This is a genomic window from Caballeronia choica, assembly GCF_001544535.1.
Lineage (GTDB): Bacteria > Pseudomonadota > Gammaproteobacteria > Burkholderiales > Burkholderiaceae > Caballeronia > Caballeronia choica.
Genome location: NZ_FCON02000166.1, coordinates 1 through 16,097, shown reverse-complemented (window position 1 = coordinate 16,097; position 16,097 = coordinate 1). Strand labels below are relative to the sequence as shown.

The window sequence follows — 16,097 nt, the reverse complement described above, 5'->3', positions numbered from 1 at the left end:
ACATCCCGCTGGCGAAGCCGTGGACGGTTTCCTGCTGGCGGTAAACCGGCTCGCGTTCGACGATGATCGAGCGCAGCCGATGTCACACAGTTCCGGATTGCGCAGCAACTCGACTGACTCGTAGAACGCGTCTATGCCGAGGTGCGGGATCCGTCGCGGCCTGTCGTTGCTCACGTAGCTACTGTACGGCGGGTAATCGCTCCTGTGCTAAATCGGCCCAATCAGCTAATTCGTGGACGAGCTTGACTTGCTCTATGCACGCACGATCCGTCGATGTCTGCCTGCATCGGGTATACACGAGTTGGCACTGAAAGTGAAGAAAATGGCACTAAAACTAAAGTCAATTTTCCGCCCTGCCATATAGTTGATGCCAAGGCGACCGCTGATGTTGAGAGTCCAGCAAAAAGCGGATCGCACATCACATAGCGAACGCGCTCGTAATGGGCTTTGCCAAATGATGGCAAATAGGCATGAGCGATTTCGGCAACTTGTGAACTCTTTGATATCCAACAGGAGCAACAGACATGCAATTTCTAGATGACTCCCTTCTGCCGGAAAATCAGGAAAAGTTGGTCATTCAGGTGGCGCCTTATGGACCGCAATGGGTTCCCGGCGATTCGGACGATATTCCGCTGACGATGGACGAGCAGGTGCAGAAAGCGGTGGACTGCTATAACGCCGGGGCCACCGTCCTGCACGTCCATGTGCGAGAAGCCGATGGCAAGGGAAGTAAGCGCCTGTCGATGTTTAACGAGATGCTGGCGCGTCTGCGCGAAGCCGTGCCGAAAATGGTGCTGCAGGTCGGCGGCTCGATCTCGTTCGCCCCGGAAGACGACGGACAGGCGGCCAAGTGGCTCAGCGACGATACGCGCCACATGCTCTCCGAGCTGAATCCGAAGCCGGATCAGGTGACGGTCGCAATCAACACCACGCAGATGAACCTGATGGAGTTGATGCGAGAAGAAGACTATGCCGGCACCTCGATGGCCGATCCGGTCATGCAAGCGGCGTATCGCGACATGGTCGTCCCCTCCAATCCGTCGTGGCACGAGGAGCACATCCGGCGTCTGGTCGCCAACGGCACTCAGCCGCATTTCATGCTGGGTACCATGTCGAGCCTGGAAACGGTCGAGCGCATGATTCGTTCGGGGGTCTACAAGGGGCCGCTGATTCTGAACTATGTGGCGATCGGAGGCGGTGCGGCTGGTCTGCATCCGGCCGATATGCTCGAGTTCGTGCGGCGTACGCCGGACGGCGCGGTGCTGACGCTCGAGTCGCTGAATCGCAACGTGGTGCCGATGACCACGATGGCCATCACTCTTGGGTTGCATGTGCGTGTCGGTATCGAAGACACGTTGAATGGACCCGATGGCAAGCGCGCGACGTCGGTCCAGCAGATCGAGAAGATGGTCCGCATCGCTCGTGAACTGAACCGCGAGATTGCCACCGGTGAAGATGCTCATCGCATCTACCAAACCGGCACGTTCTGGAATAGCACCGACGAGACCTTGCGGAAGCTCGGGATGGCCCCGAATCGCGCGCCGGGTGTGAGAAGCGTACCGTTGCGCGCGGCGTAAAGGGTGAGACCGGGGCAGAGCCCCGGTCAGGGGCTCGCGGCAGATTGACTTGCGAAGTCCCATATCGACCCCGACGGGAGTCGAAAAACACGGAGACGCGGGGGAGCCCAAATGGGGCGATCCCGGCAGTCGTCTCGACTGCATCGACATATTGGCAACTATCAAAGTGGCAGCGACCTACGCAAATGCCCTCATGCCGGAGACATCAATGAACTTGTATTCCCCCGAACATCAGGCCGGTGAGCGCGACGACTACCTCGTCAGTCGTCCACGGGCGTGGTTTGCGTTCGCCATGACGTTTGCGTTGATGCTGTTCGATTACATCGATCGCCAGGTCATCGTTTCACTGTTTCCGCACCTGAAGCTCGCCTGGAGTCTGTCCGATAAGCAGCTCGGTGCGCTCGTGTCGATCATTTCCATCGTCGTTGCGCTGGGTGGCCTGCCGGTGGCGCTCCTGGCCGACCGGTTCAGTCGAGTCAAAAGCATTTTCGTCATGGCGTCACTCTGGAGTCTGGCGTCCATCTCGTGCATGTTCGCGAGCAGCTATGGAGCGATGTTCGCAGCGCGTGCGATGGTCGGCGTCGGTGAAACGGGCTACGGGTCAGTGGGCGGAGCGTTGCTCGCCACTTTGTTTCCTCGACGCTTGCGCGCGACACTCCAGGGTGGCTTGCTGGCGGCGGCGTCGCTTGGATCGGTACTCGGGGTGCTAGTGGGGGCCGAAGTCGCGAAGTACTGGGGGTGGCGTGCGGCGTTCGGCGTGGTCGGGGTGCCCGGTCTCGTGCTGGCCGTGTTGTATCTGCTGGTGTCGGATTACAAAACCGTTGCGCTGACGCCTCGCTCGGAGCGGGCGCGCTCGTCGCCGTTGGCCACTGTCCGTCAGGTCGTCGGAACGATACTCGGCTCGGCGACGATCTGGTGGACGTGTCTGGGTGCTGCATTTCAGCTGATCGTGATATCGACGATCTGGTCCTGGCTGCCGAGCTACTTCATGCGATTCCATGGGATTGCTCCGGATCGTGCGGCACGGGAAGCGGCACTCGTCGTGCTCTGTGGAGCGATTGGGGGGATCGTCTGGGGAAACCTGGCTGATCGGCTGGGAGCCCGCGGACATACCAGGAAGCTCGTCATGGTCGCGTCGCTCGCGGTGGTGACGTTCGTGGTCTTCCTGACGGCTTTCACCGTGGCTGCCTCGTCGCCACATCAATTCCTCCTGATCGCGTTCGGCGGGTTCCTGATGACTTGCACGCTGGCGCCGTCTGCCGGTGTGATCTTCGACGTCGTCCATCCTGGCGCCCGCGCGACCGGTGCTTCGATTCTGTCGCTGTTCCAGAACCTCTTCGGTCTCGCTGTCGGTCCGGTTTTGGGTGGGTGGTTTTCCGATATGTGGGGCCTGCAAACGGCGCTCGCGATCATGCCGGCGTTCGGCATCGTTGCGGCGATGTGTTTCCTGCTTGCTCAGCGTACCTATGAATCCGACGTGGCTCGAGTCCTTGGGGTTCATGTGGACGCGGCAGCATCCGACGTGCCGCCGACTGCTGTATCGGCTTGAACATCCTGGCCATGCGTCATGTCGTCGAAATTCAGCTTCTCTCTTTAGGCTCGCGATGAACCACTCCAGTCCTCTTCTTCAGTTACCGGAACCGCAATCGACGGCGCAGGACATGCCGGTCTGGATGCCGTCAGCCGATACCGTTGCTTCAGCTCGCGTCACGCAATTCATGCAATGGCTGTCGTCTCAGCGCAAATTGTCGTTTGGCGACTATGACGGATTGTGGCGCTGGTCGGTCGACCATATAGACGCGTTCTGGTCGGCCCTATGGGATGGGGCGGAAATCATTTCCGCCGAGCCATCGGAAGTATCGTGGTTGCGTTAGAAAATTCTGATGAAGGAAGTCAGCCATGTCACGTCGTATTCCAATCGCACCCGTTGGAGAACTGAGTCCGGGGCAGCGCAAGCTTGTCTTTGTCGACGGACGGAGCGTCGTCGTCTTCAATATCGACGGCAAGGCTTTCGCCGTCGATAACTCGTGCCCGCACAACGGCGCTTCGCTGGCCAGCGGTCAATTGGAAGGACACGTCTTGCGCTGTCCGGCGCACGGGATGCGCTTCGATTTGCGGGATGGCCTCGAGCGGGAGGTATCGGGCCTGTGTCCGAAGAAATTTCCCGTTCAAGAGCACGATGGGCAGTTCGTGATGTGCGTCGACGCCCCGTCCGCGACGACTTGAAGCACGCTCGCGTCACCCGTTACCCCTGACTAAAATACCTCCCGCGCGGGATGGAGATACATATGCAAGAGAATCTGGTAGCCGCGACGCCGTCGGCTTACGCCTATCCGCTTTTGATCAAGCAGTTGCTGCTCAACGCACGAAGCCTCCATGGCGACCAGGAAATCACCTATCGAGGGGAATTGCGCTACCGCTTCCGCGAATTCGATCGTCGTATTTGCCGGCTCGCCTCGGCACTGACCTCCCTCGACGTTCGGCACGGTTCGACCGTTGCGGTCATGGACTGGGATAGCCATCGCTATCTCGAGAGCTATTTCGCCATTCCGATGATGGGGGCAACGCTGTTCACGGTGAACGTCCGGTTGTCACCGCAACAAATTCTCTACACGCTGAACGACTCCGAAGCCGAAGTCGTCCTGGTTCACGCGGATTTCGTTGAAACCCTCACGCAGATCCGGGATGAACTGCGGTTCGTGCGCAGCGTGGTGGTGCTGGCCGACGGTCAACCCATGCCGAAGACCGACCTGCCGGTTGCCGGCGAGTATGAGGCATTGCTTGAGCAGGCGTCGCCGGAGTTCGCGTTCGATGATTTCGACGAGAACACGAAGGCCGCGGTCTTTTATACGACGGGCACGACCGGCGATCCCAAAGGGGTCAGCTATAGCCACCGAAACATTGTCATGCATGCGATGGCGACGGCGATGAGTCTGTGTGCGCCTCGCGATGGCCAGAGGTTGCATCGTGAAGATGTCTACATGCCCATCACGCCGATGTTTCATGTGCTCGCATGGGGTATGCCGTATATCGCCATCATGCTTGGACTCAAAACCGTCCTGCCCGGTCGCTATGAGCCGGAGGTGCTGCTTCGGTTGCGCGAGACGGAGAAAGTCACGTTTTCTCACTGTGTGCCAACGATCCTGCAGATGCTGCTGCAGGCCGCCCCACAGGGAGACAGTGCGCTCTCGGGGTGGAAACTCATCATCGGCGGGTCGGCGCTGTCGCCTGCGCTTTGTGATGCGGCGCTGGGGCGCGGCATCGATGTGTTTACCGGTTACGGCATGTCTGAAACAGGTCCGATCGTCGCGCTTGCGCAGTTGCCCCCAGGGTTCGCATCGAACAACCGCAACGACACTGCCGAAAATTATAAGAAGGAAGTGCAGATGCGATGCTCCACAGGTCGCCCTGTTCCGATGGTCGACTTTCGCGTCGTCGACGAAAACATGAACGACGTACCACGCGACGGCAAGAGTCCGGGAGAAATCGTTCTGCGTGCGCCATTCCTGACGCTCGGCTATAACAACGAGCCACAAGCGTCGGAGGAATTGTGGGCGGGCGGCTATCTTCACACGCAAGACATCGCAGTGATGCATCCGGACGGATTCGTGCAGATCGTGGACCGGATCAAGGACGTGATCAAAACGGGCGGCGAGTGGGTGTCGTCGATCGAAGTGGAGCGTTTGATCTCGCTGGTGCCGGGCGTTGTCGAGTGCGCGGTGATCGGCGTGCCGGACGCCAAATGGGGCGAACGCCCGATGGCGCTCGTCGTGGGGCGCGCCGGAGGGAGATTGCAGCCTTCCGTCGTCCGGGAGCATCTGATGATGCATGCGAAGACAAACCGCATCAGTCGCTACGCAGTACCCGAGGAAAGCCGCATTGTCTTTGTCGAGGAAATTCCGAAGACGAGTGTCGGCAAGATCGACAAGAAGCCGCTGCGCAAAATGGCAGCGTAGCCGCATGCCACCGCCGTGCCGCCGTTGAAACGGGGAGGCGACGGGAGCTATCTGGGACACGCACGTGTCGCGAGCGTTGAAGATCAAGGGGGTTTGGATCGCACAATCGCGGAGCGTCGTCCCATCTCATTTGCAGTGGGCGTTTCGCCATGATTTTGGTGCCATACCGAATCGCCGCGTGAACCATTGGGTGAAGGACGCGTGAGTCGTGTATCCGAGCAGCTCGGCAACTCGCCCAATCGAATATCGCTCCTTGCTCATATAGCGAATCGCCAGGTCGTGGCGCACTTCCTCAATCAGGTTCGAGAACGTCGTGTCCGCATTGCCGAGATGGCGTTGGAGCGAGCGGACGCTCGTGTGCAATTGATTTGCGACGTGTTCGATATCCGCCTGCGCGACGGGCAGCAGCAAGTAAATCGCGTTGCGAACCTCTGCGTCGATGGTCGGCGAACCTTCCAAGCCGACTGATTTTGCCAGTCCTTCCGCATATCGCACCAGTTCCGGATCTGCCAACGGATTGGGCAGGTCCAAGTCGCTGTCGAGGCAAATCAGCCCGTTGAAGTCGCTTGCGAATTTCACAGGGCATTCGAAGTAGCTCCGGTGATCTCGAAGATCCGGTGGTGCAGAATGCGTGAAATGGACACTGATCGGCCTCCAGTTTGGGCCGAGTATCGCCACGCAAGTACGCATCAGCACGGCAATCGCAAGTTCCACCGTTTGTCGGGGCCATTCGCCGGTGTCGTGCGGAATCTGTTCGCCGATCACGACCTTCGATCCGGTGGTTTCGACGTAGAGCCCGAGTGCATCGTTCAACAGGTGACGGTATTTCAGCATCGCGAGAAGCACTTCTCGAAGCGTGCGCTTGTGTGCCAGCAGGAGGCCGATGACCCCGAAGTCGAAGGCCGTTCGCGCCCGGGCCATCTGAATACCAAAGGACAGACAGCCGGATTCGGATGCAGATGCCTCGAGTAAACGGCAAACCGCCGTGAACGAGATGCGCTGCTCCCGGTTCACCAGCATGGCCGGATCAAGCCCGAACTGTCGCATCAGGTCGTGCGCGGGCAGTCCGTGTCGAAGCGCTACCTGGATGTAGTGCGTCAGCGCGGCCGCCCGGGCCTTTGGTTCATTTCCTGTCGCTGGATTGCGCTGCAAAGTCGCCATGAGAAGAGGCCTCGGGGTTTATACGAGCTGGCGCGAAAAATGAAGAAAACGGCATGAAAACTAAAATTTAATTTTCGGGTTGCCAATATAGTAGCCAACAACAACTCATCGCGCTAACTCGCATCTTGGATGACCTCGATAAGGGTGTTAGCGCGGTCACGAAATACGATGCCCTGTACCGACAGCAGATGACATTCATGGAGAGGTTCACATGCCACACGCAATTCGTCTTTACGAAATCGGCGGTCCGGAAGTACTCAAGCTCGAAGACGTAGTGGTCGGCGAGCCGGGGCCGGGACAGGCCCGAGTCCGACATAGCTATATCGCAGTCAACTTCATCGATATCTACCACCGCGCCGGCTATTACCCGATGCAACTGCCAGGCGGCCTGGGTTCGGACGCCGTTGGTGTCGTCGAGGCGGTCGGGTCGGGTGTGACCGACATCAGGGTCGGAGACCGCGTCGGTTATCTGATGGGGCCGCAGGGTGCCTACTCCGATGTGCGCGTGATGCCCGCCGAGGTGCTGATCCCGCTGCCTGACGGAATCTCCGATCGCACGGCGTCGACTCTCATCATGAAGGGCATGACGGCTCAATATCTTTTCCGTCAGGTTTATCCGTTGAAGGGTGACGAGACGATTCTGTACCACGCCGCTGCCGGCGGCGTAGGCCTGATCGCTTGCCAGTGGGCGCGTGCGCTTGGGGTAACGATGATCGGCACCGTAAGCAGTGACGAAAAGGCGGAAATCGCAAAAGCTAACGGCTGCACGCATACGATCGTTACCTCTCGCGAGAACATTGCCGAGCGCGTGCGCGAACTGACTGACGGACAGGGTGTACCGGTCGTCTTTGATTCAGTTGGCAAGGACACCCTGCAGGCCTCGCTGGACAGCCTGCAAGTGCGTGGCACTCTCGTCAGCAATGGTACGAGTTCCGGCCCGGTCCACATCGATGCGCTGACGTTTGCCCTGAAGGGGTCGATTTGGTTCACGCGGCCGGCGATGGTGCATTACGTGAAGCCTCGCTCGCACATGCTCTCCATGGCCAAGGAACTGTTCGATCTGGTGCTCGCCGGGAAAATCTCGAGCGAGCCCAAACAGACCTTCGCGCTGGCAGACGCCGCCGAAGCGCATCGCATGCTGGAGTCGCGGAAAACAACCGGAGCGACAGTGCTGGTTCCTTGAGGTTGCAATGTTGAGGGAGTCGAGCCGGCGGCACGCGTGAGACATTGAAGCGCCGTCCGTTTTCCGCGTTGTCGCGCAGGAAGATGACGCTGAATTGTAGTTTCACGGCATGACGAAACAATCAGCGCCGTGCACAAAAAGTAAATGATGGGAGACATTGCGTGATGCATATCGAACAACTGACCTACGCGCTGGGCGCCGAACTGACGGGCGTGAAGCTGGCGGATGCTGTCGACGATGAGGGACTGTTCACCGAGATCCGCGCGGCATTGCTCAAATATCGCGTTCTGTTTCTGAGGGATCAGGATTTCAGTCCTGCGGTGCACGTGGCGTTTGCTCGGCGATTCGGTGAACTCGAGGATCATCCGGTTGCGGGCAGCGATCCTGAGCATCCGGGTCTGGTCCGTATTTACAAGACACCGGATCAGCGCCCGGACCGCTATGAGAATGCCTGGCACTCGGATGCCACCTGGCGGGACGCACCGCCGTTCGGTGCAGTGCTGCGGTGTCTTGAATGTCCTCCGATTGGCGGAGATACGATGTGGGCAAACATGGTACTGGCTTATGAGAACCTGCCCGACCATATCAAGGAAAAGATTGCCAATTTACGGGCCCGCCACAGTATCGAAGCCACCTTCGGTGCGTCGATGCCGATGGAAAAGCGCTTGGCGCTCAAGGCGCAATACCCGGACGCAGAACATCCGGTCGTGCGAACGCATCCGGAAACCGGCGAGAAGGTGTTGTACGTGAATGTCTTTACCACGCACTTCACCAATTTCCACACCGCGGAACATGTCCGCTATGGGCAGGACGCAAACCCGGGTGGCGGGGACTTGCTGCGCTATCTGGTCAGTCAGGCGTACATCCCGGAATATCAGGTGCGTTGGCGCTGGAAGCCCAACAGTGTCGCGATCTGGGATAACAGCGCCACGCAGCACTACGCGGTGATGGATTATCCGCCGTGTTTTCGAAAGATGGATCGTGCCGGAATCACTGGCACCAGGCCGTACTGATTTCTCGGAGGGTCATGTGGGCACTTCGCGGCTATCAACCTCACGCGTTGCGCGACTACCCGCTTCGAACCAATTTTGTGCCGATCGGCGAGAACACTGAGAACCTGCTAGATGGAACCGACAATCGTCATCGTACCCGGGCTGCGTGACCACGTGGCCGAACATTGGCAAACGCTGCTGGAAGCAACGCTCAGCAACGCTATCTCGGTCGAGCCGCTCGAGCAGGACAAGCTGAGCTGCGCCGCTCGCGTCGCTGCGCTCGACGCAACATTGGCTCGCGTCGACGGCCCTGTCATTCTGATAGCGCACAGTGCCGGCGTAATGATTGCCGTACATTGGGCGCAAAAGCATCGACGCGAAATCCACGGCGCGTTGCTTGCCACGCCTCCGGACCTCGAGACGCCGCTGCCGCACGGGCATACCCCGATCGATGTTCTGGCGCAGAACGGTTGGCTGCCGATCCCGCGTAATGCGCTGCCGTTCCCGAGCATCGTCGCTGCGAGCCGCAACGACCCGTTGGCGAGTTTCGATCGTGTCTCCGAGATGGCCGCGAATTGGGGAAGCCGCCTGATCGATCTCGGCGACGTCGGCCATTTGAATCCGGCCGCGGGGTTTGGCGAGTGGCCAATGGCGAAAGAATTGATCCGATCGCTGCGCTGACTCGACTCTCGTTCGCGCCGATCACGACGGACGTCGCGAGAAGCTGGCGGCACTCGCAACTTCCGGTCGGTCCGGCCGGCACAAGCCCATGGTCGAGGCGCGTGGCTCGCACCCATGACGTTTCATCGATCCTTCGATTGATCGGTGATTCGAAACGCAGTGTTTGGTGCCGGAAAAGTTCGCGAGCCATCGAGTCCCGCCCATGCGACTAGTTTGCGCATACAGGAGGTGTCATTTTCGACGCTTTCTCGACGAATGACGGCATCGCTGCGGCGTTCGCGGCAACGTTGCCAATTCATCCGTTTCCATTTTAACCAAGGAGACAATCGTGCAATTTCTCGATGATTCGCTGCTGCCCGAAAATCAGGAACCGTTGGTCATTCAGGTCGCTCCGTACGGCCCGCAGTTCCTGCCCGGTGATTCGGACGACATCCCTGTCACCATGGAAGAGCAGGTCCAGAAGGCAGTGGATTGCTACAACGCCGGCGCCACCTTGCTGCACGTGCACGCGCGAGAGGCCGATGGCAAGGGCAGCAAACGGCTCTCGATGTTCAATGAGTTGCTGGCCCGGCTGCGTGATGCCGTGCCCAAGATGATCCTGCAGGTCGGCGGTTCCATTTCGTTCGCACCGGAAGACTCGGGGCAGGCCGCCAAATGGCTGTCGGACGACACGCGGCACATGTTGGCGACGCTCGATCCCAAGCCAGACCAGGTGACGATCGTTGTCAACAGCGCCACGATGAACATCACCGAGCTTCATCCCAAGGAAGAATTCGAGGGCACTTCCATCGCCGAGCCGGCTCTCTTTGAGGCCTATCGCAACATGTCGTACGAGGCCGGTCCGCTGTTCGTGGAGGAGCACCTGAAGCGACTTCAGGCCGCCCGCATCCAGCCGCACTTCATGGTGGGGCAGATCGGCAAACTGGAATCGATTGAGCGTCTGATCCGTCGCGGCATCTACAAGGGGCCGCTAATGGTGAACTGGGTTCAACTCGGCGGCGGGTCTGAGGGACCGAATCCTCGCAACATGCTGGAGATGATCAATCGCTTGCCGGATAACGCGGTCTTTACCGTCGAATCTTTCATGCGCTACGTGCATCCGCTGACGACGATGGCCATCGCGATGGGATGCCATGTGCGTTGCGGCATCGAGGACACGCTATGGGGCCGCAAGGGCGAGAGGATGACGTCGGTGCAGCAGGTCGAGCGTCTGGTGAATATGTCGCGCAGTTTGTATCGTGAGGTGGCGACCGGTGATGAAGCTCGTCGCATCTACCGGATCGGGGAGTGGTACGACTCCACCGACGAAACGCTCATGAAGGTGGGCTATCTCCCGAACCGGAAAAGCGGAGTGCTCGGGCAGCCCTCGTGGGTTGCCTAGAAAGCTGAATCATCAGGGGGACGTGGGTGCTCCGATGCACCCATCGCTCCCGGCGAGGCGCCGAGATTCCGCCCTTTATCTTCAAGCGGCAGAGGCGGACTAGCAATGGTTTTGGCTGCATCTAAGACCGGGATCCGGTTGATGTATTTCGGCATCCTAAGCGAATGTACGAGCGGTGAATATGCCATTCGGGGTCGGTGATCCCGTTTTGTTCGAAAGTTGGTCGACATCAGGCCGGGGTGCCCGGTAATCATAAAAAGCGGAGGAGACGTCAATGAAACTGAAGTGGAGCGGTGGAGCAGTGCTTGCGGTATTCGCGTGCGTAGCGCATGCGCAGTCGTCGGTAACGTTGTACGGTGCGATCGATTCTGGCTTGATGTATCAAAGCACATCAGCGGCATCGTTCGCGCCGACCGCCCGTAACAACGGGCACGTATTCGCATTCAAGGACGCCGGCATCTATTCGAGCTTCTGGGGTCTGAAAGGTGCCGAGGACATCGGCGGCGGCTACAAGGTCAACTTCAGATTGCAAGGCGTGTTCAATAGCGGCAACGGTAAGCTCGGGCTGGCCGACACCACGGGCGGCACCGCGATGTTCAACCAGCAGACGACGGTAGGCGTCTCTGGACCGTTCGGCACGTTCGACGCGGGCCGGCAGTTCACGCCGATGATCTACGCGATGGCCGATACCGACGTGCGCGCGGCGCAGTATTTCGGCAGCGTCCTGACAGCATGGCTCGGGCTGAACCAGGTCGCAGGCTGGCCTGGAACGAACTCGAACGTGCCGATCGGCGCGCTATACGACAGCAACGCGCTCGTCTACCAGTCGCCGAAGTTCTACGGCGCGTCGGTCGCGCTCGAGTACGCGCCGGGCGGCGTGCCGGGCCAGATTCAGGGCGGCACGCGCGAATCGGCGGTCCTCAGGTATTCGAACTATGGCCTCAATCTGTCCGCCGTTTACTACAACGCCCACGACACGAACCTCGCTGCGGCCACGCCGACCGGCCTCGACAACAATCGCCTCTACTATCTCGGCGCGAAATACACGTTCCGTGGCGTGTCGGTGTCGGCGTCGTACGGGATCGGCAAGAATCCGTCGAACACGAGCCACACAGACTACGAAATGATTTCGGGCGGTCTCGGCTATCAGTTCACCCCGGGCTTTCGAGTCACGTCCGGCTTCTACTACCTGAAGGACCGCAACAACTCGGCGAACCATTCGAGTGAATACGCGATGGGTGCGGAATACAGCCTGTCGAAACGCACGACGGGATATGCGCAGGTCGGGTACGTCGCGAATCGCGGAACGATGAATCAGACGATCACGTACGGCCAGCCTGTCGCGCCGGGCGTATCGACCACGGCCGCGATGATCGGCCTGCGTCACAGCTTTTGATGATTTGAAGTCGAAACGGAGAACAACCATGAAAACGATGAATGGACTCAAGGCGGCACTCGGCGTCGCGATCGCGGCGGCGTCGCTCAGCGCGTGGCCGCAGGACGGGGCATCGGCGGGGGCGTCGGCCGGTGCGGCGGTCTCAGCGTCCGGCGGTATGACGGCCAAAGGCGCACGGCAGGCGGATCGAGCGCTACGGCACAAGGTGTATGCTTCGCTCGCGAAGCACAAGGAGATCGACGCCGGCAACATCAGCATCACCGCGAAAGGTGGCGCGGTCACGATCAACGGCACGGTCCCGGACGCGTCGCAGATCGACACTGTCGCCGAGGTCGCGAAGGGCGTCGTGGGCGTGACGTCGGTGACCAACAAGCTCACGTTGCAGCGGCCGCTGGGTCAGTAGCGACGACTTTAGACTACTAACGAGTTCAAAATGGGCGGTCGATGGAGTCTTACCACGCGTGCCTGCGATGCGCGGTCACGCCGACGTTGCTACGCGGCATCGAGCCCCGCATCATGTCGACGAGGCTCCGGTCGCCCATGCGCGTGCCGGATAAATCTCCTTGGGCACTGACTGAATGACGCCGCCGACGACATGCCCGAATTCGGCGCCGTCGACGGCTGGAGGCAAAAAAATATCGCATATGAGGTGCACGGCGCCGTCACGGCGACGTCTTTCAGACTGCCGCCAAACTTGCCGATCGCAGTCAGTACGCCGCTTACCACCGCCACTTCGCGTTTCATCTGCGTTTGCGCGGGAAATCCGACCAGATATTGCTTTCAGTAGCGGACCTCGAATTAAACGGCTGCTGTCAACTCGGGGATTGCGCCGAAGAGGTCGGCTTCGAGGCCGTAATCGGCGACGCTGAAAATCGGAGCTTCGGGGTCCTTGTTGATCGCGACGATGACCTTCGAGTCCTTCATCCCGGCCAGATGCTGGATCGCACCCGAGATGCCGACTGCCACGTACAGTTGCGGCGCGACGATCTTGCCGGTCTGCCCGACCTGATAGTCGTTCGGCACGAAGCCCGCATCGACGGCTGCGCGCGAGGCGCCCAGCGCTGCGTTCAGCTTGTCGGCCAGCGGCTCCAGCACCTTCGTGTAGTTCTCGCCATTGGCCAGCCCGCGGCCGCCCGAGACGATGATCTTCGCCGACGTCAGTTCCGGACGGTCCAGCTTCGTCACTTCTCGGCTCACGAACTGCGAGAGGCATGCGTCTGCTGCCGGCTCGATCTTCTCGACCGATGCGCTGCCGCCTTCGGCTGCCACTGCAGCGAAACCGGTCGTACGGACCGTAATGACCTTGATCGGATCAGCCGATTGCACCGTCGCGATGGCGTTGCCCGCGTAAATCGGACGCTCGAACGTGTCGGCATTGACCACCACCGTGATGTCGCTGATCTGCGCGACGTCGAGCTTTGCCGCGATACGCGGCGTAATGTTTTTACCGTAGGCAGTCGCCGGCGTGAGGATGTGCGAATAGTCTTTCGCAATGTTCATCAACGTCGCTTCGACGTTTTCTGCCAGGCCTGCTTCGAGCTGCGGCGCGTCAGCCAGCAGCACCTTCGAAACACCTGCAATCTTCGCTGCCGCATCGGCGGCGGCTTGCGCGTTGTGACCCGCCACCAGCACGTGAATATTGCCACCAATCTTCTGCGCGGCTGCAATCGTATTCAGCGTCGCGGCCTTGATCGACGCGTTATCGTGTTCTGCAATTACCAGATTCGTCATTTCGTCCGTCTCCCTTACAGCACCTTGGCTTCGGTCTTCAGCTTCTCGACCAGCGTCTTCACATCCGGCACCTTCACACCCGCGGAGCGCTTCGGCGGCTCGGCGACTTTCAGCGTCTTCAGGCGCGGCGTAACGTCAACGCCGAGATCTTCCGGCTTGATCGTTTCCAGCGGCTTCTTCTTCGCCTTCATGATGTTCGGCAGCGTCACGTAACGCGGCTCGTTCAGACGCAGGTCGGTCGTGATCACAACCGGCAACGTCAGCGACAGCGTTTCAGCACCGCCGTCGACTTCGCGCGAAACCGTAGCCAGGCCGTCTGCCACGACAACCTTCGACGCGAACGTTGCTTGCGGCAGGTTAGCCAGCGCAGCGAGCATCTGGCCGGTCTGGTTCGAATCGTCGTCGATCGCCTGCTTGCCCAGAATGACCAGCCCAGGCTGTTCCTTGTCGACCAGCGCCTTCAGCAGCTTGGCGACCCCCAGCGGCTGCAGGTCCTCGTTCGACTCGATCAGGATCGCGCGGTCCGCGCCGATCGCCAGCGCCGTACGCAGCGTCTCCTGCGACTGCGTCACCCCTGCCGACACAGCGATCACTTCGGTCGCCACGCCTGCCTCACGCAGACGCACTGCTTCTTCAACCGCGATTTCGTCGAACGGATTCATCGACATCTTCACGTTCGCGATGTCGACACCCGTGCCATCCGATTTGACTCGAACTTTCACGTTGTAGTCGACCACTCTCTTCACAGCCACCAGAATCTTCACTGCTCCTCCATTTAATTTGCAAACCCAGCGTCCCAGAGGACAACCCAAGCTAGTGCCGATCTTAACGTCGGACGCACGACAACGGCAGCAAGTACCCGCACAGGTCTGCCAGTTCACGTTGACCGGCACCGACGGGTCTTTCAGCGTCAAGTGCGCCGACTGGTTCTCCTCGTAATCCGGTTCGTGATGAACACCGACGAGAGCCGGTCGAAGCTCAGCTTGCCATCCGGCTTTGGATACGTGATCGGCTTGGAATGCGAAGCGGGGTTGAGCATCCCCTGATCCGAATGCCGAATGCCGATGGTGCTGCGTCCACGGCAGGTTGAGATCGGCGGGACCGACTCATTCGTCGGCCCGCCGCGTTGCCGTGCCGACTAAGCCAGCTTACATGCCGCCAAATGGCTTTTGCACGGTCAGCTTGTTGGTGACCGAAGTCACTCCGGGAACGCCCTTCGCGATTTCCGCGACCGTGCCCACTTGGGAAGCGTCCGTGACCGTGCCATTGAGCGTCACCGCGCCGTCCTTTGCGACGACGCTGATATTGCCGGCGCTGATCTCCTTGTGCTTCACGATGGCGTTATAGACCTGCCGGCGCAGCGCACGATTCGCCTTTCTTCCCGTGACCGGTGCCGCTGAACCCGACGCCGCCGTTGCGGATGCACCCGGCGCACTGGCCGTGTCGCTGGTTTGGGACCATGCGGTCATGGATGTTGCAACGATTACCGCTCCGACTGCCAGCCTGAATGTCTTGATGCTCTTCATTGAATACTCCCCGACGCTAATGTGTTGAGTTAAAAGTTCGTTGAATTTTAGGCGGCACGCATTGCCGGCCGTTCCCGACTCGGTGGGAATATGCGCCACGCGCCGTCTTGGTGACGAAAAAAGAACAGCGCAACCGGACCTGCCGCCGTTAATGTCTCGACGCACACGTGGCATTCCTGTCTGGATCGTCTGTTTCTGAACTCAGTCACCCGAAGCCCGTTCGCCGGATCTGGGGCCAGCCAGTGCTCGACAATCTCGCGCAACGAGTTTTTCGCTCTATTCATGACTATCCTTCCGTTTATCTGGATGCCACGGCCCTGCCTACGCACGTGATACAGCTTGTCTCGCGCTGGCCGAATACCCTTCGTGAATCGAAATGTTCAACTGCGAACTTTTAATTCGGGACGCTGTGGGTTGACGGTTGCCGAATCAGAAGGTATGGCGGATGCCGACCATCGCAGCCGTGGTGTTCTTGCCCGGTGCGACGGGGGTGCCATAGATGATCGTCTGGTT

General features: G+C 59.8%; 15 protein-coding genes and 1 pseudogene. 11 read left to right on the top strand and 5 right to left on the bottom strand.

Going from position 1 to position 16,097, the window contains the following annotated elements; genetic code table 11:
- Positions 1-524 precede the first annotated feature (524 nt).
- The 5 genes from AWB68_RS37245 to AWB68_RS37230 all read left to right on the top strand — a co-directional run bounded on the left by AWB68_RS37245 (position 525) and on the right by AWB68_RS37230 (position 5,533).
- Positions 525-1,577, top strand: a complete 1,053-nt coding sequence (locus AWB68_RS37245) for a beta-keto acid cleavage family enzyme (protein WP_087649228.1) — start codon at positions 525-527, stop codon at positions 1,575-1,577.
- A gap of 208 nt (positions 1,578-1,785) precedes the next feature.
- Entirely contained in the window at positions 1,786-3,126 is a 1,341-nt protein-coding gene (locus tag AWB68_RS37240) for an MFS transporter (RefSeq protein ID WP_087649227.1), read from the top strand.
- A 55-nt stretch (positions 3,127-3,181) separates the two neighbouring features.
- Positions 3,182-3,451 (top strand): hypothetical protein, encoded by a 270-nt coding sequence (locus tag AWB68_RS47335; RefSeq protein WP_125483167.1) that lies wholly within the window; start codon positions 3,182-3,184, stop codon positions 3,449-3,451.
- A 25-nt stretch (positions 3,452-3,476) separates the two neighbouring features.
- Entirely contained in the window at positions 3,477-3,803 is a 327-nt protein-coding gene (locus AWB68_RS37235) for a Rieske (2Fe-2S) protein (RefSeq protein ID WP_087649226.1), read from the top strand.
- A 62-nt stretch (positions 3,804-3,865) separates the two neighbouring features.
- Complete coding sequence (locus AWB68_RS37230) at positions 3,866-5,533, top strand: fatty acid--CoA ligase (RefSeq protein WP_087649225.1); 1,668 nt, start codon at positions 3,866-3,868, stop codon at positions 5,531-5,533.
- Between the two features lie 126 nt (positions 5,534-5,659).
- On the opposite strand, the gene AWB68_RS37225 is transcribed toward AWB68_RS37230, so the two are convergent.
- On the bottom strand, positions 5,660-6,694 hold the full coding sequence (locus tag AWB68_RS37225) for an AraC family transcriptional regulator (protein WP_087649224.1): 1,035 nt from the start codon (positions 6,692-6,694) through the stop codon (positions 5,660-5,662).
- A 211-nt stretch (positions 6,695-6,905) separates the two neighbouring features.
- On the opposite strand from AWB68_RS37225, the gene AWB68_RS37220 reads away from it, so the two are divergent.
- From AWB68_RS37220 to AWB68_RS37195, 6 genes are all read left to right on the top strand, one after another.
- Positions 6,906-7,877, top strand: coding sequence for a quinone oxidoreductase family protein (locus tag AWB68_RS37220; protein ID WP_087649223.1), 972 nt, complete (start codon positions 6,906-6,908; stop codon positions 7,875-7,877).
- A gap of 164 nt (positions 7,878-8,041) precedes the next feature.
- Positions 8,042-8,890 (top strand): TauD/TfdA dioxygenase family protein, encoded by an 849-nt coding sequence (locus AWB68_RS37215; protein WP_087649222.1) that lies wholly within the window; start codon positions 8,042-8,044, stop codon positions 8,888-8,890.
- 111 nt (positions 8,891-9,001) lie between these two features.
- Positions 9,002-9,550 (top strand): RBBP9/YdeN family alpha/beta hydrolase, encoded by a 549-nt coding sequence (locus AWB68_RS37210; protein WP_087649221.1) that lies wholly within the window; start codon positions 9,002-9,004, stop codon positions 9,548-9,550.
- A 328-nt stretch (positions 9,551-9,878) separates the two neighbouring features.
- On the top strand, positions 9,879-10,931 hold the full coding sequence (locus AWB68_RS37205) for a beta-keto acid cleavage family enzyme (RefSeq protein WP_087649220.1): 1,053 nt from the start codon (positions 9,879-9,881) through the stop codon (positions 10,929-10,931).
- Positions 10,932-11,205: 274 nt separating this feature from the next.
- The gene (locus AWB68_RS37200; RefSeq protein WP_087649219.1) at positions 11,206-12,327 is read left to right on the top strand and encodes a porin; all 1,122 of its coding nucleotides are present in this window, start codon (positions 11,206-11,208) and stop codon (positions 12,325-12,327) included.
- Between the two features lie 28 nt (positions 12,328-12,355).
- Positions 12,356-12,730: a BON domain-containing protein gene (locus AWB68_RS37195; RefSeq protein WP_087649218.1), complete on the top strand. Its 375-nt coding sequence runs from the start codon at positions 12,356-12,358 to the stop codon at positions 12,728-12,730.
- 395 nt (positions 12,731-13,125) lie between these two features.
- Here the strand turns inward: AWB68_RS37195 and AWB68_RS37185 are convergent, their stop codons facing one another.
- The 4 genes and pseudogenes from AWB68_RS37185 to AWB68_RS37170 form a co-directional block, all read right to left on the bottom strand.
- Positions 13,126-14,058, bottom strand: a complete 933-nt coding sequence (locus AWB68_RS37185) for an electron transfer flavoprotein subunit alpha/FixB family protein (RefSeq protein WP_087649216.1) — start codon at positions 14,056-14,058, stop codon at positions 13,126-13,128.
- Between the two features lie 14 nt (positions 14,059-14,072).
- Positions 14,073-14,822, bottom strand: a complete 750-nt coding sequence (locus AWB68_RS37180; RefSeq protein WP_087649229.1) for an electron transfer flavoprotein subunit beta/FixA family protein — start codon at positions 14,820-14,822, stop codon at positions 14,073-14,075.
- A gap of 93 nt (positions 14,823-14,915) precedes the next feature.
- Positions 14,916-15,146 (bottom strand): annotated as a pseudogene (locus AWB68_RS50060) (4Fe-4S dicluster domain-containing protein); the annotation flags it as partial.
- 60 nt (positions 15,147-15,206) lie between these two features.
- Complete coding sequence (locus AWB68_RS37170; RefSeq protein ID WP_087649215.1) at positions 15,207-15,584, bottom strand: BON domain-containing protein; 378 nt, start codon at positions 15,582-15,584, stop codon at positions 15,207-15,209.
- Positions 15,585-16,097: the final 513 nt, after the last annotated feature.

Bases quoted from the DNA above. Each gene is read 5' to 3' on its own strand.
- AWB68_RS37245 (WP_087649228.1), top strand. From the start codon at position 525: ATGCAATTTCTAGATGACTCCCTTCTGCCGGAAAATCAGGAAAAGTTG.
- AWB68_RS37240 (WP_087649227.1), top strand. From the start codon at position 1,786: ATGAACTTGTATTCCCCCGAACATCAGGCCGGTGAGCGCGACGACTAC.
- AWB68_RS47335 (WP_125483167.1), top strand. From the start codon at position 3,182: ATGAACCACTCCAGTCCTCTTCTTCAGTTACCGGAACCGCAATCGACG.
- AWB68_RS37235 (WP_087649226.1), top strand. From the start codon at position 3,477: ATGTCACGTCGTATTCCAATCGCACCCGTTGGAGAACTGAGTCCGGGG.
- AWB68_RS37230 (WP_087649225.1), top strand. From the start codon at position 3,866: ATGCAAGAGAATCTGGTAGCCGCGACGCCGTCGGCTTACGCCTATCCG.
- AWB68_RS37225 (WP_087649224.1), bottom strand. From the start codon at position 6,694: ATGGCGACTTTGCAGCGCAATCCAGCGACAGGAAATGAACCAAAGGCC.
- AWB68_RS37220 (WP_087649223.1), top strand. From the start codon at position 6,906: ATGCCACACGCAATTCGTCTTTACGAAATCGGCGGTCCGGAAGTACTC.
- AWB68_RS37215 (WP_087649222.1), top strand. From the start codon at position 8,042: ATGCATATCGAACAACTGACCTACGCGCTGGGCGCCGAACTGACGGGC.
- AWB68_RS37210 (WP_087649221.1), top strand. From the start codon at position 9,002: ATGGAACCGACAATCGTCATCGTACCCGGGCTGCGTGACCACGTGGCC.
- AWB68_RS37200 (WP_087649219.1), top strand. From the start codon at position 11,206: ATGAAACTGAAGTGGAGCGGTGGAGCAGTGCTTGCGGTATTCGCGTGC.
- AWB68_RS37195 (WP_087649218.1), top strand. From the start codon at position 12,356: ATGAAAACGATGAATGGACTCAAGGCGGCACTCGGCGTCGCGATCGCG.
- AWB68_RS37185 (WP_087649216.1), bottom strand. From the start codon at position 14,058: ATGACGAATCTGGTAATTGCAGAACACGATAACGCGTCGATCAAGGCC.
- AWB68_RS37170 (WP_087649215.1), bottom strand. From the start codon at position 15,584: ATGAAGAGCATCAAGACATTCAGGCTGGCAGTCGGAGCGGTAATCGTT.